The 24355-nt window shown below is 65.5% G+C and carries 28 protein-coding genes; 17 read left to right on the top strand and 11 right to left on the bottom strand.

Going from position 1 to position 24355, the window contains the following annotated elements; genetic code table 11:
* Positions 1–4: 4 nt before the first annotated feature.
* Genes BLR57_RS05365 through BLR57_RS05355 form a run of 3 tightly spaced genes read right to left on the bottom strand, consistent with a single transcriptional unit; the run spans position 5 to position 1792 of the window.
* On the bottom strand, positions 5–484 hold the full coding sequence (locus BLR57_RS05365) for an Rpp14/Pop5 family protein (RefSeq protein WP_089694883.1): 480 nt from the start codon (positions 482–484) through the stop codon (positions 5–7).
* Positions 481–1116, bottom strand: coding sequence for a class I SAM-dependent methyltransferase (locus tag BLR57_RS05360; protein ID WP_089694881.1), 636 nt, complete (start codon positions 1114–1116; stop codon positions 481–483). The genes BLR57_RS05365 and BLR57_RS05360 overlap by 4 nt, the downstream gene beginning before the upstream one ends.
* A complete protein-coding gene (locus BLR57_RS05355; RefSeq protein ID WP_089694879.1) occupies positions 1100–1792 on the bottom strand; it encodes an RNase P subunit p30 family protein in 693 nt (230 codons plus the stop codon). Before BLR57_RS05355 ends, BLR57_RS05360 begins: the two co-directional genes overlap by 17 nt.
* 246 nt (positions 1793–2038) lie before the next feature.
* Here BLR57_RS05355 and BLR57_RS05350 point away from each other — a divergent pair, with 246 nt between their 5' ends.
* The 7 genes from BLR57_RS05350 (at position 2039) to BLR57_RS05320 (ending at position 8133) form a co-directional block, all read left to right on the top strand.
* Positions 2039–3115 carry a glucose 1-dehydrogenase gene (locus BLR57_RS05350; protein WP_089694877.1) on the top strand — a complete coding sequence of 359 codons (1077 nt, stop codon included), beginning with the start codon at positions 2039–2041 and terminating at the stop codon, positions 3113–3115.
* Entirely contained in the window at positions 3102–3749 is a 648-nt protein-coding gene (gene gfcR, locus BLR57_RS05345) for a transcriptional regulator GfcR (protein WP_089694875.1), read from the top strand. Before BLR57_RS05350 ends, gfcR begins: the two co-directional genes overlap by 14 nt.
* Before the next feature lie 156 nt (positions 3750–3905).
* Positions 3906–4250: a glutaredoxin family protein gene (locus tag BLR57_RS05340; RefSeq protein ID WP_089694873.1), complete on the top strand. Its 345-nt coding sequence runs from the start codon at positions 3906–3908 to the stop codon at positions 4248–4250.
* Positions 4251–4374: 124 nt separating this feature from the next.
* Positions 4375–4941: a DUF7110 family protein gene (locus BLR57_RS05335; protein ID WP_089694871.1), complete on the top strand. Its 567-nt coding sequence runs from the start codon at positions 4375–4377 to the stop codon at positions 4939–4941.
* Between the two features lie 163 nt (positions 4942–5104).
* Positions 5105–6076 carry a phosphoadenosine phosphosulfate reductase family protein gene (locus BLR57_RS05330; RefSeq protein WP_089694869.1) on the top strand — a complete coding sequence of 324 codons (972 nt, stop codon included), beginning with the start codon at positions 5105–5107 and terminating at the stop codon, positions 6074–6076.
* A gap of 113 nt (positions 6077–6189) precedes the next feature.
* Positions 6190–7140, top strand: coding sequence for a phosphoadenosine phosphosulfate reductase family protein (locus tag BLR57_RS05325; protein WP_089694868.1), 951 nt, complete (start codon positions 6190–6192; stop codon positions 7138–7140).
* Between the two features lie 282 nt (positions 7141–7422).
* Positions 7423–8133, top strand: a complete 711-nt coding sequence (locus BLR57_RS05320; protein ID WP_089694866.1) for a diphthine--ammonia ligase — start codon at positions 7423–7425, stop codon at positions 8131–8133.
* Positions 8134–8201: 68 nt separating this feature from the next.
* On the opposite strand, the gene BLR57_RS05315 is transcribed toward BLR57_RS05320, so the two are convergent.
* Positions 8202–9179, bottom strand: coding sequence for a nucleotidyltransferase family protein (locus BLR57_RS05315; protein WP_089694864.1), 978 nt, complete (start codon positions 9177–9179; stop codon positions 8202–8204).
* Between the two features lie 110 nt (positions 9180–9289).
* Between BLR57_RS05315 and BLR57_RS05310 the strand changes: the two genes are divergently transcribed.
* Both BLR57_RS05310 and BLR57_RS05305 read left to right on the top strand, forming a co-directional pair.
* Positions 9290–9574, top strand: coding sequence for a transcriptional regulator (locus BLR57_RS05310; RefSeq protein WP_089694863.1), 285 nt, complete (start codon positions 9290–9292; stop codon positions 9572–9574).
* Between the two features lie 67 nt (positions 9575–9641).
* On the top strand, positions 9642–9923 hold the full coding sequence (locus BLR57_RS05305; protein WP_089694861.1) for a DNA-directed RNA polymerase subunit L: 282 nt from the start codon (positions 9642–9644) through the stop codon (positions 9921–9923).
* 94 nt (positions 9924–10017) lie between these two features.
* On the opposite strand, the gene BLR57_RS05300 is transcribed toward BLR57_RS05305, so the two are convergent.
* Together BLR57_RS05300 and hisF are read right to left on the bottom strand one after the other, a co-directional pair.
* Positions 10018–10581 (bottom strand): DUF1684 domain-containing protein, encoded by a 564-nt coding sequence (locus tag BLR57_RS05300; RefSeq protein WP_089694859.1) that lies wholly within the window; start codon positions 10579–10581, stop codon positions 10018–10020.
* A gap of 132 nt (positions 10582–10713) precedes the next feature.
* Complete coding sequence (gene hisF, locus BLR57_RS05295) at positions 10714–11526, bottom strand: imidazole glycerol phosphate synthase subunit HisF (protein ID WP_089694857.1); 813 nt, start codon at positions 11524–11526, stop codon at positions 10714–10716.
* 102 nt (positions 11527–11628) lie between these two features.
* Here hisF and BLR57_RS05290 point away from each other — a divergent pair, with 102 nt between their 5' ends.
* Positions 11629–12147, top strand: a complete 519-nt coding sequence (locus BLR57_RS05290; protein ID WP_089694856.1) for a GNAT family N-acetyltransferase — start codon at positions 11629–11631, stop codon at positions 12145–12147.
* Between the two features lie 207 nt (positions 12148–12354).
* Here BLR57_RS05290 and BLR57_RS05285 read toward each other — a convergent pair whose 3' ends face one another.
* On the bottom strand, positions 12355–14088 hold the full coding sequence (locus BLR57_RS05285; protein WP_089694854.1) for a glycoside hydrolase family 13 protein: 1734 nt from the start codon (positions 14086–14088) through the stop codon (positions 12355–12357).
* 136 nt (positions 14089–14224) lie between these two features.
* The gene (locus tag BLR57_RS05280; RefSeq protein ID WP_089694851.1) at positions 14225–16018 is read right to left on the bottom strand and encodes a glycoside hydrolase family 13 protein; all 1794 of its coding nucleotides are present in this window, start codon (positions 16016–16018) and stop codon (positions 14225–14227) included.
* Between the two features lie 63 nt (positions 16019–16081).
* Here BLR57_RS05280 and BLR57_RS19270 point away from each other — a divergent pair, with 63 nt between their 5' ends.
* Complete coding sequence (locus tag BLR57_RS19270; RefSeq protein ID WP_170830563.1) at positions 16082–16234, top strand: DUF7550 family protein; 153 nt, start codon at positions 16082–16084, stop codon at positions 16232–16234.
* A gap of 97 nt (positions 16235–16331) precedes the next feature.
* Here the strand turns inward: BLR57_RS19270 and purL are convergent, their stop codons facing one another.
* Positions 16332–18455 (bottom strand): phosphoribosylformylglycinamidine synthase subunit PurL, encoded by a 2124-nt coding sequence (gene purL, locus BLR57_RS05275; protein WP_089694849.1) that lies wholly within the window; start codon positions 18453–18455, stop codon positions 16332–16334.
* A 159-nt stretch (positions 18456–18614) separates the two neighbouring features.
* Here purL and BLR57_RS05270 point away from each other — a divergent pair, with 159 nt between their 5' ends.
* From BLR57_RS05270 to BLR57_RS05260, 3 genes are all read left to right on the top strand, one after another.
* Positions 18615–18812: a hypothetical protein gene (locus BLR57_RS05270; RefSeq protein WP_089694847.1), complete on the top strand. Its 198-nt coding sequence runs from the start codon at positions 18615–18617 to the stop codon at positions 18810–18812.
* 102 nt (positions 18813–18914) lie between these two features.
* Positions 18915–19598: a PHP domain-containing protein gene (locus BLR57_RS05265; RefSeq protein ID WP_089694845.1), complete on the top strand. Its 684-nt coding sequence runs from the start codon at positions 18915–18917 to the stop codon at positions 19596–19598.
* Entirely contained in the window at positions 19598–20674 is a 1077-nt protein-coding gene (locus BLR57_RS05260; RefSeq protein ID WP_089694843.1) for an asparagine synthase C-terminal domain-containing protein, read from the top strand. The genes BLR57_RS05265 and BLR57_RS05260 overlap by 1 nt, the downstream gene beginning before the upstream one ends.
* 118 nt (positions 20675–20792) lie before the next feature.
* Here the strand turns inward: BLR57_RS05260 and BLR57_RS05255 are convergent, their stop codons facing one another.
* A complete protein-coding gene (locus BLR57_RS05255; RefSeq protein WP_089694841.1) occupies positions 20793–21272 on the bottom strand; it encodes an NUDIX hydrolase in 480 nt (159 codons plus the stop codon).
* 120 nt (positions 21273–21392) lie between these two features.
* Between BLR57_RS05255 and BLR57_RS19265 the strand changes: the two genes are divergently transcribed.
* On the top strand, positions 21393–21536 hold the full coding sequence (locus BLR57_RS19265; protein WP_170830562.1) for a hypothetical protein: 144 nt from the start codon (positions 21393–21395) through the stop codon (positions 21534–21536).
* A 33-nt stretch (positions 21537–21569) separates the two neighbouring features.
* Here BLR57_RS19265 and BLR57_RS05250 read toward each other — a convergent pair whose 3' ends face one another.
* The gene (locus BLR57_RS05250; RefSeq protein WP_089694839.1) at positions 21570–22556 is read right to left on the bottom strand and encodes a transcription initiation factor IIB; all 987 of its coding nucleotides are present in this window, start codon (positions 22554–22556) and stop codon (positions 21570–21572) included.
* A 240-nt stretch (positions 22557–22796) separates the two neighbouring features.
* On the opposite strand from BLR57_RS05250, the gene gatC reads away from it, so the two are divergent.
* Together gatC and gatA are read left to right on the top strand one after the other, a co-directional pair.
* A complete protein-coding gene (gene gatC / locus BLR57_RS05245) occupies positions 22797–23075 on the top strand; it encodes an Asp-tRNA(Asn)/Glu-tRNA(Gln) amidotransferase subunit GatC (RefSeq protein ID WP_089694837.1) in 279 nt (92 codons plus the stop codon).
* Entirely contained in the window at positions 23072–24346 is a 1275-nt protein-coding gene (gene gatA / locus BLR57_RS05240) for an Asp-tRNA(Asn)/Glu-tRNA(Gln) amidotransferase subunit GatA (protein ID WP_089694835.1), read from the top strand. The genes gatC and gatA overlap by 4 nt, the downstream gene beginning before the upstream one ends.
* Positions 24347–24355 lie beyond the last annotated feature (9 nt).

The following is a 24355-nucleotide window of genomic DNA, read 5'->3' as shown; positions in this document are numbered from 1 at the left end:
AGTATCACTCGAAATCGAGTTGCGTCGCGCCCAGGAACCCCGACGGAAGGCGCACGTCGAAGACTCGGCCCCGCGTGAGGGCCGTGCGGTCGGCGTCCCCGAACACGACGTTTCTCTCCTCGAAAGCTCCGGCCCGGCGTCCTAAATACCTTTCTTCACAGGCACGTACCGTCCCCGAAACGCCCCGGACTCTGAGGCCGACGGGGTCGCCCGAAATCTCGTCGATACAGGCCACCGCCGCGCGGGCCTCGCGGACGTGTCCGCGACGGACTCTGACGATGGTCTCGCCGCGGCCGTTCGCGAACTGGAAATCCAAAACCGTGAGGTCGGCGTCGGCACTGCCGGCGTCGCCGACGAGGTTCTGGGCGGCGAACCACAACTCACGCTGGAATTCGCCGCGCGAGAAGTCGGCGTCGGGCCACGTCTCCAGGCCGACGGCGAGATACCGCCACCGCGGCCGCATATGTTTCGGGAGATGTTTCATTCCGCACCCGGAACCTCGTCGCCCTCACCGGCGCGCTCGCCGACGAGGACGCCGACCTGGTCGTGGACGCGTTCGACGGCCGTCAGCGCGAAGCCGGCGTCGGTGAAGGCGTCGGCGAGCGTTCCCACCGTGGCCGGGTCGTCGACCTCGGGGCTGTAGAAGGGGTCCTCGGGGTTCGGCTCGCCGAAGAACATCACGTCGCCGAGGACGAATCTCCGTGGCCCCAAATCGGCGATGACCTGGATGGCCTCGCGCTTCTCCGCGTCGGAGAGATGGTGCATCGCGAAGTTCGAGACGACGATGTCGACCTCGCCGTCGTAGTTCGGCTCGCGGAAGCGTCCTTCGCCGAACTCGACGTTCGTGAGGCCGCGCTCGGCCGCCTTCTTTCGGGCCTGTTCCATCATGCCGTCGCTGATATCGCGGCCGACGACGCGCTTGGCCTTGGCCGCGAGCGCCAGGGCGATCGCACCCGTGCCCGTCCCGAGGTCCAGCACGACGTCGTCGGGGTCGGGGTCGGCGTGCTCGACGACGAGCGAGACGCAGGCCTTGTACTCGTCGCTCGACTGGGTCTCGTCGTAGTCGGCGGCGATGTCGGAGAAGCGGGCGGCGTGTTCGTCAATCGTCTTCTTCATATCTGCCTCGTTCGACCCCCGGGGAGATGAACGACTCGGACGTCCGGCGTCGGTTGCGCTCGGCGAGGCGACCCCACTCGGCCAAGCCCTCCCGAACCTGCTCGGCCGAGAAACCGATGGTCTCGCCGACCGCGACGAGTTCGCGGGGCGCGCGCAGTTGGAGATGCGAGCCGGGCGTCGCGCTGACGACATAGGGCGCGTCGTAGTAGTCGACGAGTTCGCGGAGTTTGCGCAGTCTGCGGATGGCCTGGACCCGGTGGCCGCCGTCGAGGCGGAGCACCGGGCCGAAGTCGAACTCGACGCGGACGGCGTTCTTCTTGGCCGCCTTGGCGAGGACGTGGTTGAAGTCCCCGTCGTTCGACATCGGCCGCGTGAGCACGTCGACGCGCGCCTGTTCGACCGCAAAGCGGTTGAGCGCGTCCGTCCCGCCGCGGACGAGCAGCAGTGTCGTCTTGGGGCGGTAGTTGCCGATGCCGCCGCTGGCGCGGTCGGGGTCGTCGGCGACGACCTCGATGCCGTCGACGACGTCGCAGTCGACAGAGGAGAGCGCGTCGTAGTCGGGGGTCGCGTCGCGTGCGCGGACCACGACACCCTCGTAGCCGTGGCGGGCGGCGGTGTGGGCGACCCGCGAGGCCGTGCTCTCACCGTCGGGGTAGACGTGGGCCGCTTCGTACATGTCCGGAGGGTGCACGCTACGCGGCTTGGGGGTTACGGTTCGCGGTAGTTCGGTGGGACAGCTCGTCGACACCGCTCACGGGGGAAGTAGAGAGGCTGTGTGGTGAGCACACAGGGGCTGGCTGGCAGATGACCTGAATTCCGACACGCCTGGGCTGGTGGATGCGCGTCGAGGTGCTCACCGACAGGTAGAGACTTTACTCAAGATAGAATAAATGTTTTGGTGGTGAGTCTCGAACGGTCGTCTATGAAAGCGATCGCAGTTCGTGACGGAGAGACCACACCGGTGGTCGTCGACAAACCGATTCCGGAGCCACAGGCGGGCGAGGCACTCGTCCGGACGCTCCGCGTCGGCGTCGACGGCACCGACCACGAGGTCATGAGTGGCGGCCACGGCGGCTTCCCCGAGGGTGAAGACCATCTCGTGCTGGGCCACGAGGCCGTCGGCGTCGTCGAGGACCCGAACGGCACCGACCTCCGCGAGGGCGAGGTCGTCGTCCCGACCGTCCGGCGGCCGCCGAACGGCACCAACGACTACTTCGAACGCGGCGAGGCCGACATGGCCCCCGCGGGCGAGTACCACGAGCGCGGCATCGTCGGTGCCCACGGCTTCATGGCCGAGTATTTCACCAGCCCCGCGGAGGACCTCGTCCGTATCCCGCCGTCGCAGGCCGAGATCGGCTTCCTCGTCGAACCCGTCTCCATCACGGAGAAGGCCATCGAACTCGCGGAGGCCTCCCGGTCGACGTTCACCTGGGACCCCGAGTCGGCGATGGTCCTCGGCAACGGCAGCCTGGGGCTCCTGACGCTGGCCATGCTCGACGAGGACGAGGACTACGAGCGGCTCTACTGTCTCGGTCGCCGCGACCGACCGGACCCGACGGTCGACATCATCGAGGAGCTGGGTGCGACGTACGTCGACTCCCGAAAGACGCCGGTCGACGAGGTGCCGGACGTGCACGAAGCGATAGACTTCATCTACGAGGCGACGGGCTTCCCGAAGCACGTCTTCCAGTCGGTCCACGCGCTCGCACCCAACGGCGTCGCCGCGCTGCTCGGCGTCCCGAGTTCGTGGGAGTTCGAGGTCGACGGCGGCAGCTTCCACGAGGAGATGGTGCTGCACAACAAGGCGATGGTCGGCAGCGTCAACTCCAACGTCCGGCACTTCGAGGCCGCCTCGCGCACGCTGACGACACTGCCCGAGTGGTTCCTCGACGATCTCGTCACCGGCGTCTACGGTCTCGACGAGTTCGAACGGGCGTTCGAGGATGGGGACACCATTATAAAAACCGCCGTCCAATTCAGCGAATATGAAGAACGTTGACGACCTCATCGCCAGCGCGGCCGAGTTGGCCGAGCGTGGCCTCTCGAAGGGTGAGATTGCGGACGAACTGAACGTCTCCCGTGAGACGGCCAGTTGGCTTGTCGAGCGCAGCGGTGCAGCGAGCGAACCGGCGACGACGCCCGAATCGGCGAAACCCACGGGCGGTCCCCACGACATCCACGTCGACTGGAGCGCGCTCGGCCGCGACAGCGTGCGGCTGACCTACGCCGGGCAGGCGATGGCCGATCTGCTCTCGAAGGAGGGCGACGAGGTCGACCTCACCGTCGGCATCGAGAAGGCGGGCGTCCCGCTGGCGACGGTCGTGTCGCGCGAACTCGACACCGACCTCGGCGCGTACGCGCCCCGCAAGCACCAGTGGGACGAGGGCGACATCGAGAAACTCGGCGGCAGCTTCTCGCGGAACTTCGCGCAGATCCGCAACCGCGACTGCTACATCGTCGACGACACCATCACGAGCGGGACGACGATGAGAGAGACCATCGAGGCGGTCCGCGAAGAGGGCGGCAACCCCGTCGCCTGCGCCGTCCTCGTCGACAAACAGGGTGTCGACCAGGTCGACGGCGTCCCGGTCTACTCGCTCATCAACGTCGTCCGCGTCGGCTCCGAGGAGTAACCGAGCGGCTCTCTCCTCGACGTTGACGTCGCCGCGTGCGACCCTCCGACGTCGCCCGTTGCCCGTGGGACGGGGCGCGATATCGACCGTCAAGTGACGCGACACCGACCGTCAAGTGACGCAACTCCTTTCCATGCGGGTCACCTACAACCGTCCATGACCTTCCAACCCGGAAGCGAACTCAGTCCCGAAGAAGTCCAAGAGCGCGTCGACGAGACCATCGAGAACAACCGCGTCGTGCTGTTCATGAAGGGCAACCGCCTGATGCCGCAGTGTGGCTACTCGATGAAGGCAGTCGAACTCATCAGCCAGTACGAAGAGGAGTTCGAGACGGTCGACGTCCTCCCGGCACTCGACAGCTACCGCTCGGCACTGGAGGGCCACAGCGGCTGGGAGACCATCCCGCAGACCTACGTCGAGGGCGAGTTCGTCGGCGGCAGCGACATCCTCGAAGAACTCGACGAGCGGGGCGAACTGTCGGAGACGCTTGCCGGTAACTGATTCTCGTTTTTTCGGTTTGCGGCGAATGAAAGAGTAGGTCCTATATGTCTACGGTGCTTACGAGTCGGTAGGTGCAGTTGGATTAGCGTTGCGGGCGATGCAATCAATCCACTTACAGTAACCCATGTCAGGCCGCGTATACCGACTCCATTCGACACTCGAACTGCCACTCGAAGACGTAGAGGATTACTTCGAGAACGACCCCGCGCTCCCAGCGGAGATTGCGGACATCGACATCACGAGGAGGAACAATACACTCATCATCAAAGCGGTAGCGGCCGACGAGAGCCTCAGCAAGTACACCCCTACGGCACAGCTCAAAGCGAGTGTCACGGAGACACGCGTCTACGAGGAGGAGCCGCCGCGGCCGGGCGGCCCGCAGTGGGGAGAAGAAGAAGAGGAGATCCCCTCGGAACTGGTCGAGTTCGCCTGCTTCAAGGGCGACCGCGAGACCGTACTCCAGAACACCGCGCTCCAGTATCCGATGTTCCTCGTCCTGCGCGACATCGCTCGCAAGGCCGAGAAGGGCACGCTGACCGCCATCACCGAGACCGACGGCGACCTCGAAGCGACCCGCATCGTCGAGGGCGACGACCGACCCGCGAGCATCGAGGTCGTCGAGACGCCCTCGAAGAGCTCGAAGGACGGCAACGGCGTCAACTGGCGCGACAACAAGTTCATCAGCGACTGACCCAGCAGCGACCGACAGGGATCGGTTTCTGAGCGTCACGGCGCGTCTCGCCGGGACGACGACCTGAACGCGGGGATTTGCCACTATCTCTCCGTGGTAACGTTCACCACTCGGCTCCTCGGGCAAAAAGCACTTTACACTGCTAATTATATCTCATTACACGATGCCCGAGAACTTCCCAGACTACCTCAACGTCGACTACACCGACGGCGAGGGCGAGACGCCCGAAGACTATCCGAGCATCAACCACAAACTCGAGAAGGCCATCGAAGTGACGAAGCAGGGCCTCGAAGAGTACGAGAACCCTGCCGTGATGTGGACCGGTGGCAAGGACTCCACGCTCACGCTCTACTTCGTGAAGGAGGTCGCCGAGCGCTACGACCTCGAACTGCCGCCGACGGTCTTCATCGACCACTTCCAGCACTTCGACGAGCTGATGGACTTCGTCCGCCACTGGGCCGACGAGTGGGACCTGGAAGTCGTCTGGGCCCGCAACACCGACGTCGGTGACTACGTCGACGAGAACGGCCTCGAACCCGGCGACGACATCCCGATCGAGGACCTCTCGGAGCACAACCAGCACCACGTCCGCAACATCCTCGAGTACGAGGAGGACTCCTTCCCGTTCCTGCTGGACACCTACGTCGGCAACCACCTGCTGAAGACGGTCGCACTCAACGACACGCTGGAGAACCACGACATCGACGGCATCATCTCCGGCATCCGCTGGGACGAGCAGGAGGCTCGCGCCGACGAGACGTTCTTCAGCCCGCGCCACGACCCCGACATCTACCCCCCGCACGACCGCATTCAGCCAATCCTGCAGTTCAAGGAGGCCGACGTCTGGGAAGCCTTCTGGCACTTCGTGGTCCCCGAGACCGTCGAGGAGTACCCCGACGAGGGCTACGTCCCGCAGGACTACGACGACCTGCCGAACGGTCTCACCCACGAGGACATCCCGGTCAGCCCGAAGTACTTCGAGGGCTTCCGCTCGCTGGGTAGCGAGATCTCGACCGACAAAGCCGAGTCCAAGCCCGCGTGGCTCCAGGACCTCGACAACACGACCGAACGCGCCGGCCGCGCCCAGGACAAAGAGGACCTGATGGAGCGGCTGCGCGACCTCGGTTACATGTGAAGTCGGCCGCGTAACACCACTTCTCGCGTCTTTGTTTTCACCACCGCCAGCCGTGGCACTCGCTCGCAGTCGTCACAGATACACAGATAGTCTCTGCCGACGTTGTAGGGGATATGACATCCTTCCCCGACTACCTCGACCTCGACTACACCGACGGCCAGAGCCAGACCGCCGCCGACTACCCCTCACTCGCCGACAAAGTCGAGAAGGCCGCCGAGGTCACACTCACCGCCCTCCAGCAGTACCGCAAGCCGGCAGTCATGTGGACCGGCGGCAAGGACTCGACGGTCGTCCTCTACGTCGTCCGCGAGGTCGCCCGCGAACACGGCTTCGACGTCCCCCCAGTCGTCTTCCTCGACCACTTCGAGCACTTCGACGAAGTCGAGGCGTTCGTCCACCACTGGACCGACGAGTGGGATCTCGACCTGATCTGGGCGAAAAACCAGGACTTCGAGGACCTGGACATCGCTCCCGGTGACTCGGTCGCCGTCGCGGACCTGAACGAGACGAACCGCCGGGAGCTGGCCCGCCTCGGCTACGAGGGCGACGAGTTCGTCCTCGACGCCGACTCCTTCGAAGGCAACCACCTGCTGAAGACCGTCGTACTGAACCAGGTCATCGACGACCACGGCTTCGACGGCATCTTCTCGGGCGTGCGCTGGGATGAACAGGAGTCGCGTGCGACGGAGACGTTCTTCAGCCCGCGGCACGACTCGGAGAAGTATCCCCCGCACGACCGCGTCCACTCCATCCTCCAGTTCGACGAGGGCGACATCTGGGACACCTTCTGGCAGTTCATCGTCCCCGACACCGTCGAGGACTACCCGGTCGGCCACGTCCCCGAGAGTGCTGACGACCTTCCTGAGGGCGTCACCGCGCAAGACCTCCCGGTCTCGCCGAAGTATTTCGAGGGCTTCCGCTCGCTCGGAACCGAATCGGGGTCGGGCAAGAGCGACGACCGCCCGGCGTGGCTGCAGGACCTCGACAACACGACCGAACGCGAGGGCCGCGCACAGGACAAGGAGAACCTGATGTCGCAGCTGCGCGACCTCGGCTATATGTAACTCGACCTTTTTTCAGTGCCGGGCATCGCGCGCCTGCGGCGCGCTCAACCCGGCGAAAAAAGCTCTCTTCGCGGTTCCACCGCGAAGGCTTGGGAGACGCGAAGCGTCTCCCTCTGGGTCAAAAAACCCGCTCCGCGCCTCGCTCCGCTCGGCGCGGTACGACACACTGGCGACAGACCGCACCGCAACGGACAGCCACACCCCACACACCGGTTTGCAAGTGTTTGAGCCGCCAGCGACAACCGTAGACTGTTTAACCGGGTCGCCGCCTACTCGGAGCCAATGACTGACGACTGGGTAAGTCTCTTCTCCGGCGGCAAGGACTCCTCGTGGGCACTCTACCGCGCGCTCGAGGAGGGGCTGAACGTCTCGCGACTCCTCACGGTCCACCCCGAGGGCGACTCGTATATGTACCACGTCCCCGAGACGCGGCTGGCGAGACTCGTCGCCGAGAGCGTCGGTATCGAACTCGTCGAGGTCGAACCCGAGGACTTCGAGGCCCACGCTGCCGAGGACTCCGGCGCGCAGGGCGACGCCGAACTCGAACCGCTCGAAGCCGCGCTCGAAGCCCTCCAGGGTGAACTCGACCTCGTCGGCGTCACCGCCGGAGCCGTCGAGAGCGAGTTCCAGACCCACAGAATCCAGGATATGTGCGACCGCCTCGGCATCGACCTCTTCGCGCCCCTGTGGCAGGAAGACCCCCGCGAACTCGCCGACGCGATGCTCGACGCCGGCTTCGAGATCAAGATCATCCAGGTCGCCGCTGGCGGACTGGACGAGTCGTGGCTTGGCCGAACGCTCGACGAGGACGCGCTCGAAGAACTGGAGGAACTGAACGACAAGTACGGCGTCCACATCCTCGGCGAGGGCGGCGAGTTCGAGACGTTCGTCGTCGACGGGCCGCACATGGAACGCCGTATCGAACTCGAATACGACACCGAGTGGGACGGGACGCGCGGTCGGATTCGGATTACCGACGCTCGGCTAGCCTAATTGGGCGAGGCATTACTGACGCACGGCTGGTGGAGTGAGCTTCGGCAAAAGAGTGCGTCGAGGGGTGGTTATCCGTTGACGACGTCGTCAGTGATTCGCGTGTGTGCACCGATGAGCGCGCCCGAGAACTCCAGCCCCTCGATGCGGGTGCTCTCGTCGATGATGGAGCGTTTGATCTCGGAGTCGACGATGGTGGTGTTCGGGAAGACGACGGTGTCGTCGAGCGTCGAATCCGTGACTGTCGCACCGGCCATGATGTGAACGTTCTCGCCGAGTTCGGAGTTCTCGACGGTGGCCGACTCGTTGATGTAGTTCTTCCCGCCGAGTTTCCAGGCGATGGCGTCGAGATAGCTGTCCGGGGTCCCGATGTCGAACCACGCGCCGTCGAAGGTGAAGGCGTGGACGTCCTCGTTGGCCTGGAGCCACTGGATGAACCAGCCCGGCTCGTCGGGGTTGTTGCCGTCTTCGAGATACTCCGAGAATTTCGGGAGGTCTTCCTGGCGGAAGGCGTAGCAGGCGATGGAGACGAGCGTGCTCTTCGGGTTCTCGGGTTTCTCCTGGAAGTCGACGACGCGTTCGCCGTCGAGTTCGACCAGCCCGTAGGACTTCGCCTTGTCGTAGGAGCCGACGTCGTACGCGGCGATAGCGGGCGTGCCCTTGGATTTGAAGTAGTCGATGAACTCCGACATCTCGAAGCTCAGGAGGTTGTCACCGGCAACGACGACGAGGTCGTCGTCGACACCCTCGCGCTCAATGAGCTCTTCGATGGCCCCGACGACGCCGAACTTCTCGTCTTCGGCGCGGGTCTCCTCGACCGAAAGCGTCGGCTTCTCGAAGCCGCTCTCCGCGAGATACTCCTCGAACTCCCCGGCGAAGGCCTCGTTGGTACTCACGAACACTTCGTCGACGCGGTCGTCCTCCTCGAGGTCCTCGAAGATGATATCGATGACGGTGTCCTCACCAACCGGGAGGAGCATCTTCGGACGGTCCTTCGTGATCGGCCACAGTCGGGTCGCGTAGCCGCCTGCCAGCACTACGGCTTTCATGTCTGCTTGATTTCGCCCTCAGGGTATGGTTCTTTCCCCTCTGTCAGACGTGTCGGATTTTAGTAGTGAAACGAGAAACGGTTTGTGCCCCCGGCGACTACTCGTCGGTGATGGACGCCACGACGACGCGACAACGTATCACCGACCAACTCCGCGACAGTCCGGCGACGGCGAGCACGCTCTCGGAAACCGTGGGCGTCCCGCGGTCGTCGGTCTACGGTCACCTCCAACACATCGCCAAGTCGCTCGACGGCACCGACGAGCAGTTCCTCGTCGCCCCGCCGGAGTGTCGCAACTGCGGGTTCAGTGCCTTCGACGACCCGGTGAACTACCCCTCGCGCTGCCCGGAGTGTCGCAACGAGGGCATCGAGGAAGCCGTGTTCAAAGTCGAGTAGGAGCGGGGCGGCCGCAGCCCTCTACGCTATCGACAACTTGAAACGCGCGACGGGAGAATTCGGTAGCATGGAACTGCGGGTCATCGAGAAGACCGACGAGGAACTCCGCATCGAGATCGCCGGTGAGGACCACACCTTCATGAACGTGCTGAAGGGCGCGCTGCTTGAGACCGACGGGGTCGCCGCCGCGACGTACGACGTGAACCCCGAGCAGTCCGGTGGACAGACGGACCCTATCCTCTCGGTGAAGACCGAAGGCGGCCTCGACCCTCTCGACGCCGTCGCTGCGGGTGCACAGAACGTCCAGAACATGACCGACGCCTTCCGCGACGCCTTCCAGGCCGCGTAAGCCGTCCCGACGACGCCGACGACGCTTCTCCTGTCTCTCTCTCAGGACTCAACCGCCGAGCCGACGGCTTCGCGGGTCACTCGCCGCCGACGCGTCACTCCCCGCCCGGTGTGTAGGTCTTCTCTCCGGCCCGAATCTCGACCTCCAGCCAGTTGGCCATCGGCACGAGCGGACACTCGTACGCCTCGTTGTAGGCACAGAACGGACTGTAGGCGTAGTTGAAGTCGAGTATCCACGTCCCCTCGTCGGTGCGGTCCTCGGCGTCGAGTTCGAGATACCGGCCCGCGCCGTAGGTCTCCTCGCCGCTCGTCTCGTCGCGGAAGGGCAGCCAGAACTCATCTCCACCGCCGTCTCGGCTGTACGCCTGCAGCGTCTGCTCTTCGCCGTCGACAGTGAAGCGGAATTCTCCCCACGCGACGTAGTCGCGCTCGCCCTCCGTCGTCGTCGCGACGGTGACGGTCTCTTTGGTCTCGTGTTCGTGGAGTTCCAGTTCGAAGCGGTACGCGGGGTCGGGGTCGAAGTAGGAGAGGCCCTCGAAGATCTCGCGTTGGTCGTGCGGAATCGGTGACTGGGGATGCTCGCCGAAGAACTCGTCTTTGTCGGCGCGGTGCTCCTCCAGGGCATCGAGGGCGGCTTGCCAGCCGTCGGATACGCTCATTGGAGCGAGAGATAGGCCTGCGGACCGTAAGAACGTTGAGCGGGTGTGCGGGGGGAGTACAGAGTCCCACACACGTCGGCGACGCCGTGGAGACAGCCGTGGTCGACGACGCCGTGGAGGTGAGCGGAGCGGTTACAGCCGAACCGGCACGTCGCGCTCGTCGAGATACTGCTTCACGTCGCCGATGGTGTACTCGTCGAAGTGGAAGATGGAGGCCGCGAGACCGGCGTCCGCGCCAGCCTCGGTGAAGACCTCGTACATATCCTCGGGACCGCCACAGCCGGAGGAGGCGATGACGGGCGTCGAAACGTTGTCGCAGACGGCCTTCGTCAGCGGGATGTCGTAGCCGTCCTTCGTGCCGTCGGCGTCGATGGAGTTGACGAACAGCTCGCCCGCGCCGCGGGATTCGGCCTCGCGGGCCCACTCGACGACGTCGATGCCGGTTCCTTCGCGGCCACCCTTGATGGTGCATTCGAACCAGCAGGACTCGCCGTCGACGTCGACGTAGAACTCGCCCTCCTCGTCGAAGCGGCGGCGCGCGTCGACCGAGATGACGATACACTGGTTACCGAAGGCTTTCGCGCCCTCTTCGACCAACTCGGGCCGTTGGAGCGCGGCGGTGTTGATGGAGACCTTGTCCGCCCCGGCGCGGAGCGTCTCCTTGATGTCGTCTTTCGTGCGGATGCCGCCGCCGACAGTCAGGGGGATAAAGACCTCGTCGGCGACGCGGGAGACGGTGTCGAGCATCGTCGCCCGACCCTCGGCGGAGGCGGTGATGTCGAGGAAGACGAACTCGTCGGCTCCGGCCTCGTTGTACAGTTTGGCCATCTCGACGGGGTCGCCGGTGTACTTCAGGTCCTCGAAGTTGACACCCGTGTAGACCGCGGGGTTGCCGTCCTCGTCGAGGTCGACGTCGATACAGGGGATGATTCGTTTCGTGAGCATCTAGTTGGGTACAGGTTCGCAGGTGTCGGGTTTCACGGTTTCGACTGTGACAGGAGTACGAATCGGCCGTGGAGTTATGCTCCCGCTCCGAGACGGAGGGATATGGCCGCGCTGACGCTCAGACGCTACCGCGAGGACGACGCCGAGCGCGTCCGGGAGTTACACGAGACGGCGATGCGCGAACTGGAGGCGTTCGTCGACGACCTGCCGGACGTCGACCTGAACGACGTCCACGGGAGCTACGTCGAACCAGGCGGCGACTTTCTGGTCGGCGAGGTTGACGGCGAGGTAGTCGCGATGGGTGCGTTCCGGCCCGTCAAGGGCTATCTGACGGACCTGCTCTCGGAGCTGCCACCGGCGACAGCGGAGGTGAAACGGATGCGCGTCGACCCGGCGTGGCAGGGACAGGGCTTCGGTGGGCAGCTGCTCACGGCACTGGAAGAGCGGGCGCGGGAGCGTGGTTTCACCCACCTCGTGCTCGATACGACGGCGGCGATGGAGGCGGCGCAGGGGCTGTACGAGAGCCACGGCTTCGAGTTGGTCCGGCGGGTCGACGTCGCGTTCGGCGGCGACGCACTGGAGATGCTGTGCTACCGGAAGTCGCTCGGAGAACGGGATTAATCGTAGATTCTGTAGTCGTCTGCGTGGAATCGAACTGGTAGGTCGACGGGAGCAGTCACGATTGCCGAAACACACCGACAGACAGCACCGCTCCGCCCAGCCACGTCCTCCCCAGCCGATTCGCTCGTTCACGCCGTTCACTCGCTCATCCCTCGCACGGTGTCGGCAGTCGACGGAGCGACTGCCAGCGCGCGCCGGGGTGAATGATCAGTCCAAGTCGTAGACCCGCGCTTCCCACGGCTGGAGGGTCGTGGATTCGACGGTGTCGACAGCACCCTCAACGTCGTAGTTGCCGACGAGTAGCGTGGCGTCCCGACCGACGAAGTCTGCGGGCGGCTCGAACGTCGTCTCGGCGTCCGAGAAATTCAACACGACGAGCACCGTGTCGTCGCCGAGGGTCCGCGTGTAGACCCACAGCTCCTCGTGGTCCGGCAGGTAGAGCTGGTAGTCGCCGTAGGTCAGGAGGTCCGAGCCGTGTCGCAGGTCGACGACGCGCCGGTAGTAGTGCCAGACCGACTCGGCGTCGGCGCGGGCGTCGGCGACGTTGACGGCCTGGTAGTTCGGATTGACCGGAATCCACGGCTCGCCGTCGGTGAACCCCGCGTGTGTCTCCTCGCCGGACCACTGCATCGGCGTCCGGGCGTTGTCACGACTGCGCTGGCGGACGAGGTCCAGCATCTCGGCGTCGTCCGTGAACTGGCCGCGCTCACGGGCGACGCGGACGTTGTTGAGCGTGTCGACGTCGCGCACCTCGTCGAGGCTCTCGAAGGGGTAGTTGGTCATCCCCAATTCGTCGCCCTGGAGGATGTAGGGCGTGCCCTGGAGCGTGTTGAGGAGCGTCGCGAGGAGTTTCGCGGACTCGACGCGGTACGCCTCGTCGTTGCCGAACCGCGAGACGATGCGGGGTTCGTCGTGGTTGCCGAGGAAGACCGCGTTCCAGCCCTCGTCGCCGAGGCTCTCCTGCCAGTAGGTCATCGCGCCCTTCAACTCGGGCAGGGTGAACTCGCCGTGGCTCCAGCGGCCGTTCGGGCCGAAGTCGAGCCGGACGTGGTCGAAGGTAAAGGCCATGTTCATCCCGTCGCGGGCGTACTCGCGAGCCTGCTCGGCGTCGATGGCAGCCATCTCGCCGACCGTCATCGCGTCGTAGTCCGCCAGGACCTCCTCGTGCATCTCCGAGAGGAACTCGTGGATGCGCGGCCCGTTCATGAAGCGGTCCGCGCCGACGACGAGTGCCTCGGGGTCCGCGCCGTCGGCAAGGTCGGCGGGCTTGGAGATGAGGTTGATGACGTCCATCCGGAAGCCGTCGATGCCCTTCTCCAGCCACCAGGTCATCATGTCGTAGATTTCCTTACGAACCGCGGGGTTCTCCCAGTTCAGGTCGGGCTGCTTCTCGTCGAAGATGTGGAGATACCACTCCTCGGTCCGCTCGTCGTAGCTCCAGGCGGGACCACCGAAGAAGGACTGCCAGTTGTTCGGCGGCACCTCGCCATCGGGACCCTCGTCACACTCGTACTCGGCCTCCTCGGCCGGGCGACCCTCCCGCCAGATGTAGTAGTCGCGGTAAGGGTTGTCCCGTGACTTCTGCGACTCGACGAACCACTCGTGCTCGTCGGAGGTGTGGTTGACCACGAGATCCATGATGAGTTTGATGTCGCGGTCGTGCAGCCCCTCCAAGAGGTCCTCCCAGTCGCCCATATCGCCGAACTGGTCGTCGATGGCGCGGTAATCGGCGATGTCGTAGCCGTTGTCCGCGCCCGGTGACTCGTAGACGGGGTTGAGCCAGACGACGTCGACGCCGAGGTCGGAGAGATAGTCGAGTTCGTCGACGATACCCGGCAGGTCGCCGACGCCGTCGCCGTCGGTGTCCTTGAAACTCCGCGGATAGATCTGATAGACGACCGCCTCCTTCCACCACTGGCGGTCGATGTCGGCTTCAGTCATTGGTGGAACTCGCTCGTGAGTTTCCTTTGGTTCATCGGTTCGGCGACGGCCGTGTGACGTCGGGACACGAAAACACGGAGAGGGCGTCGAGTTGACAGGACTCTCTCGCGGCAGTCGCGGGGACGGACGGGGGCGACTACGACAGTCGGTAGACCCGCGCCTCCCACGGCCGGAGGTCGAACTCGGTGGGGTCCGAGTCGGCGTCGTCGACGTCGTAGTTGGCGATGACCAGTTCGGTGTCGAGGTCCGGAACTTCGCCGGCGTGCAGCGGGAGGTCGTCGCGGTAGTCGCCCGCGGCGTGCGTCTCCTCGGCACGGGGCAGGCGGAACTCCTGGGTCTCGCTCGTGAAGTTCAACACGACGAGCAGACGGTCGTCGTCGAGCGTACGCGTGTAGGCCCAGAGGTCGGTGTGGCTCGGCCAGAGGTCGTCGTAACTGCCGTAGACGATGAGGTCCTTGTGCTCCGAGTCGTCGCGGAGCGCGATGAGTTCCTTGTAGTAGTGCCAGACCGACTCGGAGTCGGCGCGGGCGTCGGCGACGTTGATCTCGTCGTAGTTGGGGTTGACCCCGAGCCACGGCTCGCCGTCGGTGAAGCCGCCGTGCTCCTCGTCGCCGGACCACTGGACCGGCGTCCGGGCGTTGTCGCGGCTCAGCATCGAGATGCTCTCCTTCTCGGCTTCGAAGCTCTCGATGACGCCCTCGTCGATGGCGTTGCTCACGGGGTTGAGCGTGTCGACGTCCTGGAAGTCGTCAAGGCTCTCGAAGGGGTAGTTGGTCATGCCGATCTCCTCACCCTGATAGACGTAGGGCGTCCCGTGGAGCGTGTGGAGCAGCGTCCCGAGCAGTTTCGCGGACTCGACGCGGTACTCGCCGTCGTCGCCGAAGCGCGAGACCATCCGCGGCTGGTCGTGGTTGTTGAGGTAGTTCGAGTTCCAGCCGTCGCCCTCCAGCCCCTTCTGCCAGTGGCGGAAGACGCCCTTCAGGTCGGTCAGGTCGTAGCCGTGGTACTGCCAGAGGTCGCCGCCGCGGTCCAAGAGCATGTGGTCGAAGTGAAACAGCATACTGAGACCGTCGCCGTCGCGGCCGACGTACTGGCGGGCGTCGTCCATCGACACGTCGCCGACCATCTCGCCGACCGTCAGGAGGTCCTCCGAGAGGACGCGGTCGCCCATCTCGCCGATGTACTCGTGGATCTTCGGCCCGTTGAACGTCGCGCCGAAGTCGTCAGGTAGCGGCGGGTCGTTGTCGGTGACGCTCGGCGGCTTGGAGATGAGGTTGATGACGTCCATCCGGAAGCCGTCGATACCCTGCTCCAGCCACCACTCCATCATCTCGAAGACCTCCTCGCGGACCGCCTCGTTCTCCCAGTTGAGGTCGGGCTGTTTCACGTCGAAGATGTGGAGATACCACTTGCCGACCTCCTCGTCGTACTCCCAGGCGGGACCGCCGAAGAACGACCCCCACTCGTTCGGCGGGGCCTCGTCGTCGGGTCCGAGGTCGCCCGTCCAGCCGTCGACGTCCGTCCGGCCCTCGCGCCAGATGTAGTAGTCGCGGAAGTCCCCCTCGTCCGCGCGGGACTTGACGAACCACTCGTGTTCGTCGGAAGTGTGGTTGACCACGAGGTCCATGATGAGCTTGATGCCCCGGTCGTGGAGACCGTCCAACAACTCTTCCCAGTCGGCCATCGTCCCGAACTCGCTCATGATGGACTGGTAGTCGGCGATGTCGTAGCCGTTGTCGGCGTTGGGCGACTCGTAGACCGGATTGAGCCAGATAACGTCGACCCCGAGGTCCTCGAGATAGTCGAGCTTCTCGATGATGCCGGGGATGTCGCCGACGCCGTCGCCGTCGGTGTCGTTGAAACTGCGGGGGTAGACCTGGTAGACGACCGCCTCTTTCCACCAGTTGCGGTCGATGTCTGCACTGTCCATGGGGAGGTCTCACGCCCCAGTGGTTTAGGAGTATTTTAGTTGCGGCGACACTCACCGTGTCACATGGACGACCACGACCACCACGGTGACGACGACGGAGAGTGGCGAGTGACCGCACCGATGCAGGACTTCACGACGAGCCAGGTCGGCACGGGCATCGCCGTCGCCCTCGTCGGCATCGTCCTCGTCTTCGGCGTGCCGCTGCTGCTCGGCTGAACGGCATTACAGTATTTCTCGACACACTCGCTCCGCACCACGAGCAGCTGCTCTCGCGGACGTCGGTGAAAAAGCCAGAAACCCGCGGACAACGACGCTACTCCAGTTCGCGCTCGATGACGTCTCGAAGGTCCGCAATCGCGGCGGCGTCGTAGCCGAGTTCCTCGCCGCCGACCGTGAGCGTCAGTTCCCCATCACTCGTCGCCGACCCGAGTTCCGTCACGGGGGCGACGCCGTCGAAGGCCTCGTAGACTGCGTCGGGGTCCGTCGTCTCGACGACCGCGCGGCCGGGCGTCTCGTCGAACAGCGCGATCTCGTCGGCGAGTTCGACCTCGGCACCGGAGTCGGCGGTGACCATCTCTGCGAGCGAGACTGCGAGACCGCCGTGGCTCACGTCGTGCGTGGCGAGGGTCGACTCGTCGTTGGCGACGTCGGCGAGCGCTTCGACGACGGCCGCCGGGTTCGCGGGCAGACCGGGGAAGCGGTCCGTCCCGCCCGTTTTCGCGAGATACTCCGAGCCGCCGAGCGCGCCGCCCGCCTCGCCGACGAGGAGCAGCGTCCCCTCGCCCGCGAACGTAGCGGGTGGGGCCTCGTAGCCCGCCTTCGTGCCGACCATCGCCAGCGTCGGCGTCGGCGGGATGGGGCCGGAGACGGAGTCGTTGTAGAGCGAGACGTTGCCGCCGACGACGGGCGTCGAGAGCGTCCGGCACATATCCGCCAGCCCGTCGACGATGCCCTTGAAGCCGCCGTAGACCTCGGGCTTCTCGGGGTTGCCGCCGTTGAGGCAGTTGACGGCGGTGAGCGGCGTCGCGCCCTTCGCGGCGATGTTGGTCGCGTTCTCCAGGGCGACGGCGCGGGCACCCTCGTAGGGGTTCGCGCTCGTCCAGTTGGGGTTGGCACCCGACGACAGGGCGAGACCCGTCCCCGCCTCGCGGAGGGCGACGATGGCCGCGTCGTCACCCGGACCCACGCTCGTCCGGACGCCGACCTCGTGGTCGTACTGCCGGTAGACCCAGCGCTTGGACGCCGTGGTCGGACTGCCGACGACGGCCTCGAACGCCTCGGCCAACTCGGCGTCGGGGAGGGCACGCTCCTGCGGTTCGAGGGTCTCGGCGTCGAGGTCGTTCATCGGCGCGCCCTCGGCGAGGAACTCCGGCGGCACGTCGACGACGACCTCGCCGTCGAAGGTACAGACGTAGTTGCCCTCGGCGACCTCGCCGATGACCGAGCAGCCGAGGTCGTACTTTTCGGCGACTTCGGCCACGCGGTCGACGTCGTCGGGAGCGACCTCGTAGCACATCCGCTCTTGGGACTCGGCGAGCAGAATTTCGAGGGCGGACATATTCGGCTCGCGCTGGTGGACACGTTCGAGGTCGATGTCGGCCCCGAAGCCGCCCTTGGCGACGAGTTCACTGGAGGCTCCGCCGAGACCGGCCGCGCCGAGGTCACGGGCGGAGAGGATCAGGCCCTCGTCGATGAGGTCCTCGTTGGCCTCGATGAGCAGTTTCTCCGTGTAGGGGTCGCCGACCTGGACGGCCGGGCGGTCCTCGGTCTCGGCGTCCTCGGCGAGGTCCTCGCTGGCGAAGGAGGCACCACCAAGGCCGTCACGGCCCGTCGCGTTGCCGACGAGGACGAGCTTGTTGCCAGCCTCCTGTGCCTCTGCGGTGACGAGGCGGTCCGGCGTCGTCAGGCCGACACAGGCGACGTTGACGAGCGGGTTGCCGACGTAACCCTCGTGGAAGTCGACGCTGCCTGCCACGGTGGGGACACCGATACAGTTGCCGTAGTGGCTGATACCCTCGACGACGCCCTCGAAGAGATACCGCGAGTGTTCGCGGTCGAAGTCACCGAAGTACAGCGAGTCGGCGAGCGCGATGGGGTAGGCACCCATCGAGAGCGTGTCGCGGACGATGCCGCCGACGCCCGTCGCCGCGCCGTCGAACGGGTCGACGTAGGAGGGATGGTTGTGGCTCTCGATGCCGAACGTGATGTAGGTCTCGTCGTCGCCGTCGTGGAGCGGGACCGCGACGACCGCCGCGTCGTCACCCGGACCGATGACGACCTGCTCGCCTTCGGAGTCGAACGCCGACAAAAGCGGGCGCGAGGAGCGGTAGGCGCAGTGTTCGCTCCAGAGGTTCTCGAACAGGACGTCCTCGGCAGGTGTCGGCTCCCGACCGAGTTCGTCGTGGATGAGGTCGTAGTCCGTGTCGGGTAGGCTCATTCACCTTCCTGTTGAAAGAGGTGCTGTTAATGCTTTTCTATGTGCACACTCGTGTATACTACGAGTCGGACAGAGCGGAAATTCGAGAGCCAGTGGACGGGGTCGGCGACTCCGACAATCCGGTACACATAACACGCTCGGTCGTATCAGCATCCACCAATGGACGAATCAGTCATCTGGGGGGGAATCGGCTTGTTGCTCGCCATCGGTGGACTCGGTATCATCGCGCCGGAAGTCCTACACGAACTGCAGCTCCACGGTGCAGGGTCCCCCGTCGTACTGTACGGAGTCGGCGTCGCCGCCGCTGTCGCGCTGACCGTACTCATCATTCTTCCGAGCATCGCCGCAGACCGGTAAGGCATCCACCTGACTCTGTAGATTCGGAGACATCTCCCGGTGTATCCACTGACGCCCGCGCAGACCGCGGGGCTTTTTAACGGGTAGTGCCAACCACCGCTCGTGTTATCGGTCGAGTTGCACACGCATTCGTCGCTGTCGTACGACGGGCGTGACCCGGTCGAGCTGCTCTTAGAACAGGCAGCAGCGGTGGGTCTCGACGCGATTGCCGTCACCGACCACGACGAGATCGACGCGAGTCTCGAAGCCGCCGAACGAGCCGCCGACTACGGACTCGTCGGCATCACCGGGATGGAGGTCACGAGTGCCGCGGGCCACGTGCTCGCGCTCGGCATCGACGAACTCGTCCCTGCAGGGCTCTCGTTCGACGAGACGCTCGACCGCATCTGGGAGCAGGGCGGCGTCGCCGTCGTCCCCCATCCGTTCCAGAAGTCCCGCCACGGCGTCGCCCCCCACATCAGCCGCGACCAGCTGGCGAACGCCGACGCCATCGAAGTCTACAACTCTCGACTCCTGACCGGCCTCGCGAACCGCAAGGCCGAAAAGTTCGCCGAACGACGCGAGTTGCCGATGACCGCCGGCAGCGACGCTCACATCAGCGAGATGGTCGGCCAGGCGGTCACCGAGGTCGCGACCGACGAACGCGACGCCGACGCGATCCTCGACGCCATCGTCGACGGGCAGACCAGCTACGTCGGCTCGCGGACGCCGTGGCATATCAGCGTCCGGCAGGCCGCTGGCGGCGCGAAACGACGCATGAAACACGGTCTCTACAACATCTTGTGATGTTCGGTGCCGACGCGGCGGCCGTCCGCGCCGCACTCGAGTCGGGCGACCCACTGCCGGGTACGGCTGGCTTCGCCGGTGAACTCGACGGGCGACTCGTTCGCGACGTGCTCGGCCGACAGCCGCTCTTCTCCGACGGAGACGACCACAAGACCTGGAGTACCGACTTGACAGACCTTGAGAACCCTTCTCGAGTCCCACCGGGCACCGTCCGCGACAGCGACGGCGACGAGCTGGTCTGGACGCTCCCCGACCCGGACGCAGCAGCCTCGGGTGAGGCACTCGCTGCCGTCCGTGACGCGGTGCTGACCAGCGTCCGCGACGTCGACGACGACGGACTGGCAGTCGCGTTCTCCGGCGGTGTGGACTCAGGACTCGTCGCGGCAGGTGTCCCGGACGCGCCGCTCTACGTAGCCGGGTTCGAAGGGAGCCACGACGTCGCTGCTGCGCGGGACGCAGCGGACGCGATGGATCGCGAACTCCGGGTCGTCGAGCTGACCCACGCCGCGCTCGAACGGGCGGTCCCGGAGCTGGTCGCGGCGACTGGCCGCGACAACCCGATGGACATCCAGATCGCGCTGCCGCTGTATCTCACGGCCGAGCGAGCGAGCGAGGACGGCTACGACCGCCTCGCTGTCGGGCAGGGTGCCGACGAGCTGTTCGGGGGCTACTCGAAAGTTGTCGACCCCGCCGACGACCACCGCGTCGACGCTGACACGGTTCGCGGGGCGACGCGCGAAGTCGTCGCCACGCTCCCGGACCAGTTGGAACGTGACGTGTTGGCTCTCCGTGCGGCGGGCGTCGAACCCGTCGCACCGCTGTTGCACGACCGGGTCGTCTCGGCGGCACTCCGGCTCCCGCCGGAGCTGTTGGCGACGGACGACGAGCGGAAGATCGCCCTCCGACGGGCGGCCGACGGCGTCCTCCCCGAGTCAGTGCGGACGGCGGACAAGAAGGCCGTCCAGTACGGGACCTACGCCGCGCGCGAACTGGACCGGCTGGCGCGACAGGCGGGCTTCAAACGCCGAATGGACGACCACGTCGGCCAGTACATCCGGTCGCTCTGCGAAGAGTGAGGGTGGGCGAGCAGGCGACGAAGGAGGAAGGCGAAGCGGTGTGTCGCACGACCGCAGGCCGCTACGCGGTTGCTCGTCAGGACATAGCGGGGGTGGCAGCGTCTTCGTATCTAAAGCTTCAGTCGAATCGCTGGCCGACCGTCTCGATAGCCTCGATGCCGATCTGGACGGTGTCGGGGTCGACGTCGCTCGTCTGTAGGTCCTCACGGGTGTACCAGTCCCACGCCTCAGGCCCCTCCTCGTCGTCGCCGTCGGGGTCGATGTCGCGGGCCTCGACGCGGGCGAAGTAGACGTGGTCGATGTGCTGGTGGCCGACGCGGCCGTCCTCGTGGACGTTGATGTCGTAGAGCATCATGTGCGCCGGCTGCGGAAGCGGCTCGCCGTCGGGGGCGTCGACGTCGGCGACGTCGGCGACGAGCGTCGCGTCCAGACCGGTCTCCTCTCTGACTTCGCGGATGCCAGCTTCGTGCGGAAGTTCGTCGCGGTCGACGTGGCCTCCAGGGGCGACTCGGATGCCGAGGCGGTCGTGGTGGTGGAGGGCGGTCGCACCGTCGTTGACGATGTAGACTGTCGCGGTGATGTGGCGAGTCGTCTCCATACTGGTCGGTCCGGACGGTGGGGGTTTGCAGGTTGCGGCTTGGTGTCGAGAATGGTTATCGAAGTAACACTTACAACACGGCGGTGAGAACAGCCGCTGGGAATCCCTCCAAGGCCAACCATGGGTAAAATAATCATCAGAGACGGCACCGTCAAGCGGACAGTCCCCGCGAAAGGTGTCGTCGGACGGATCGAGATCGACCTCTCGGGCGACGAGAGAACTGTTACAGTCCCCGATGGCGTGCGCGTGTTGCGAAGCGAGTGAGAAAGAGCGGCACCGAGCGAAACGGCCGACCGATTAGGGCATCTGGACGCCTTCTTCGGCTTCGAGCAGCTCGTGGTAGCGGTTTCGGATGGTGACTTCGCTGATGTTGGCGACGTCGGATACCTCGCTTTGCGTGACCTTCTCGTTGGTCAGGAGCGACGCGGCGTAGACGGCGGCAGCGGCGAGGCCAACCGGCGACTTCCCGCTGTGGACGCCCTGTTCTTTTGCGTTCTGCAGCAGTTGGCGGGCGCGACGTTCCGACTCGTCGGAGAGTTCGAGGTCGCTGGCGAACCGCGGGACGTAGCTCTCGGGGTCGGCGGGCTGGATCTCCAGTTTGAGTTCGCGGACGACGTAGCGGTACGTCCGGGCGATCTCGTCTTTGTCGACGCGGGAGACGCTCGTAATCTCGTCGAGGCTCCGCGGCGTCCCGGCCTGTCGAGCCGCCGCGTAGAGGGAGCTGGTGGCGACACCCTCGATGGAACGGCCGGGGAGCAGATCCTCGTCAAGCGCACGGCGGTAGATGACCGACGCCGTCTCGCGGACGCTGTCTGGAAGACCGAGCGCGCTCGCCATGCGGTCGATCTCGCCGAGTGCCTGCTTGAGGTTGCGCTCCTTGGAGTCGCGGGTGCGGAACCGCTCGTTCCACGTCCGGAGCCGCTGCATCTTCTCGCGCTGGCGGCTGGACAGGGAGTTGCCGTAGGCGTCTTTGTCCTGCCAGCCGATGTTGGTCGACAGTCCCTTGTCGTGCATCATGTTCGTCGTCGGCGCGCCGACGCGGGACTTCTCGTCTTTCTCCTTGGAGTCGAACGCGCGCCACTCGGGACCGTGGTCGATCTCGTCCTCGTCGACGACGAGGCCGCAGTCCTGACAGACCGTCTCACCGTGGGACGTGTCGGCGTTCAGCTGTCCTCCGCACTCCGGGCAGCGTAGCTGTTCGGAGTCCGAGGCCTCCTCGGACTCTGTCTCTTCCTCGTGTGCGCGGGTACGCTGGCCACTAAAGCTTCGGACACTTTCAGTCATTGTAATGGATGGGGAGGGGGGTGGGAGAGAAGGGTCTCTCTGGTTTTACGCATCCAATTGTAGCGGCGGATTTCACTTAATGGTGATGGCCCTGTGCACGCGCGCGACCAAGCCGGCAACGAGTCACACACCGTTCCCACCGGGGCCACACACCCCACGCAGAAGCACCGACGAGAGAGCGGACGGGCGCGCTGGACCCGCACCGAAACTCTTACTCCCGGTCCGCGGCCACCACGAAGTATGACTCAATCCCGCGTTGACGCAGACGAGGTGCGTCACGTCGCCGAACTGGCGCGGGTGGACCTCGACGACGACGAAGTCGAAGCGTTCGCCACGCAGTTCGCCGACATTCTGGAGTATTTCGACGCCCTCGACGACGTGCCGGAGGTCGAGCGCGAGTCCGACCTCGTAAACGTGATGCGCCCCGACGAGGTCCGTGAGGGCCTCACGCAGGAGGAAGCGCTCTCGAACGCCGCCGAGACCGAGGACGGCTTCTTCAAGGGACCACGGGTGTCATGAGCGACCTCAACGTCTTCATCACCGACGAGACGGTCGAGAGCGAAGGCGACGGTCCCCTGTCGGGGAAGTCCGTCGCCGTCAAGGACAACATCTCCACGAAGGGGCTCCGGACGACCTGCGGGTCCGCCATGCTGGAGGATTACGTCCCGCCGTACGACGCAACGGTCGTCGAACGGCTGAAGGAAGCCGGTGCGTCCATCGCTGGCAAGGCCAACATGGACGAGTTCGGGATGGGCACCACGACCGAGACCTCGGCCTACGGCCCGACGAAGAACCCGGTCGACACCTCGCGCGTCCCCGGCGGCTCCTCCGGTGGCAGTGCCGCCGCCGTCGCCGCAGGTGAGGCCGACCTCGCCCTCGGCTCGGACACAGGTGGCTCCATCCGCTGTCCCGCCGCGTTCTGTGGCGTCGTCGGCATCAAGCCCACGTACGGGCTGGTCTCCCGCTACGGGCTCGTCGCCTACGCCAACTCGCTGGAACAGATCGGCCCCATCGCCCCGACCGTCGAGGAGGCCGCGGCGTTCCTCGACGTCATCGCGGGACCGGACGAACACGACGGGACGACCCGCGAGGAGGGTGCCGACTCCGACTACGCGAGCGCGGCCGACGGCGACGTCGACGGTCTCACCATCGGCGTCCCGACGGAACTCGTCGAGGGCGCGGACGAGGGTGTCGTCGAGGCGTTCTGGGACGCCATCGCCGAACTGGAAGAGCAGGGTGCGACCTACGAGGAAGTCTCGCTTCCCTCCGTCGACCACGCGGTGCAGGCCTACTACGTCATCGCGATGTCCGAGGCCTCCTCGAACCTCGCACGCTTCGACGGCGTGCGCTACGGGAAATCCGGCGGCTACGAGGGCAACTGGAACGAGTCGTTCGCGAAAGCCCGCGAAGAGGGCTTCGGCGCGGAAGTCAAACGCCGTGTCCTCCTCGGGACCTACGCCCTCTCGGCCGGCTACCACGACAAGTACTACTCGAAGGCACAGGACGCCCGCGCCTGGATCAAACAGGACTTCGACGAGGCGTTCGCCGACGTCGACGTGCTGGCGTCGCCGACGATGCCGGTCCCGCCGTTCGAACTCGGCGAGAGTCTCGACGACCCGCTGCAGATGTATCTCGCCGACGCCAACACGGTGCCGGTGAACCTCGCGAACCTCCCCGCCGTCTCGGTGCCCGCGGGCGAGACCGACGGCCTCCCCGTCGGGCTCCAGCTCATCGGGCCGAAGTTCGGCGAAGAGACTATCATCCGCGCCGCGAGCGCGGTCGAACAGTAATCGCGTCGT

The organism is Halogranum gelatinilyticum (genome assembly GCF_900103715.1).
In the GTDB taxonomy this organism is placed as follows: Archaea; Halobacteriota; Halobacteria; order Halobacteriales; family Haloferacaceae; genus Halogranum; species Halogranum gelatinilyticum.
The sequence above is the reverse complement of the archived record's forward strand: the minus strand, read 5'-3'. Positions and strand labels throughout refer to the sequence as shown.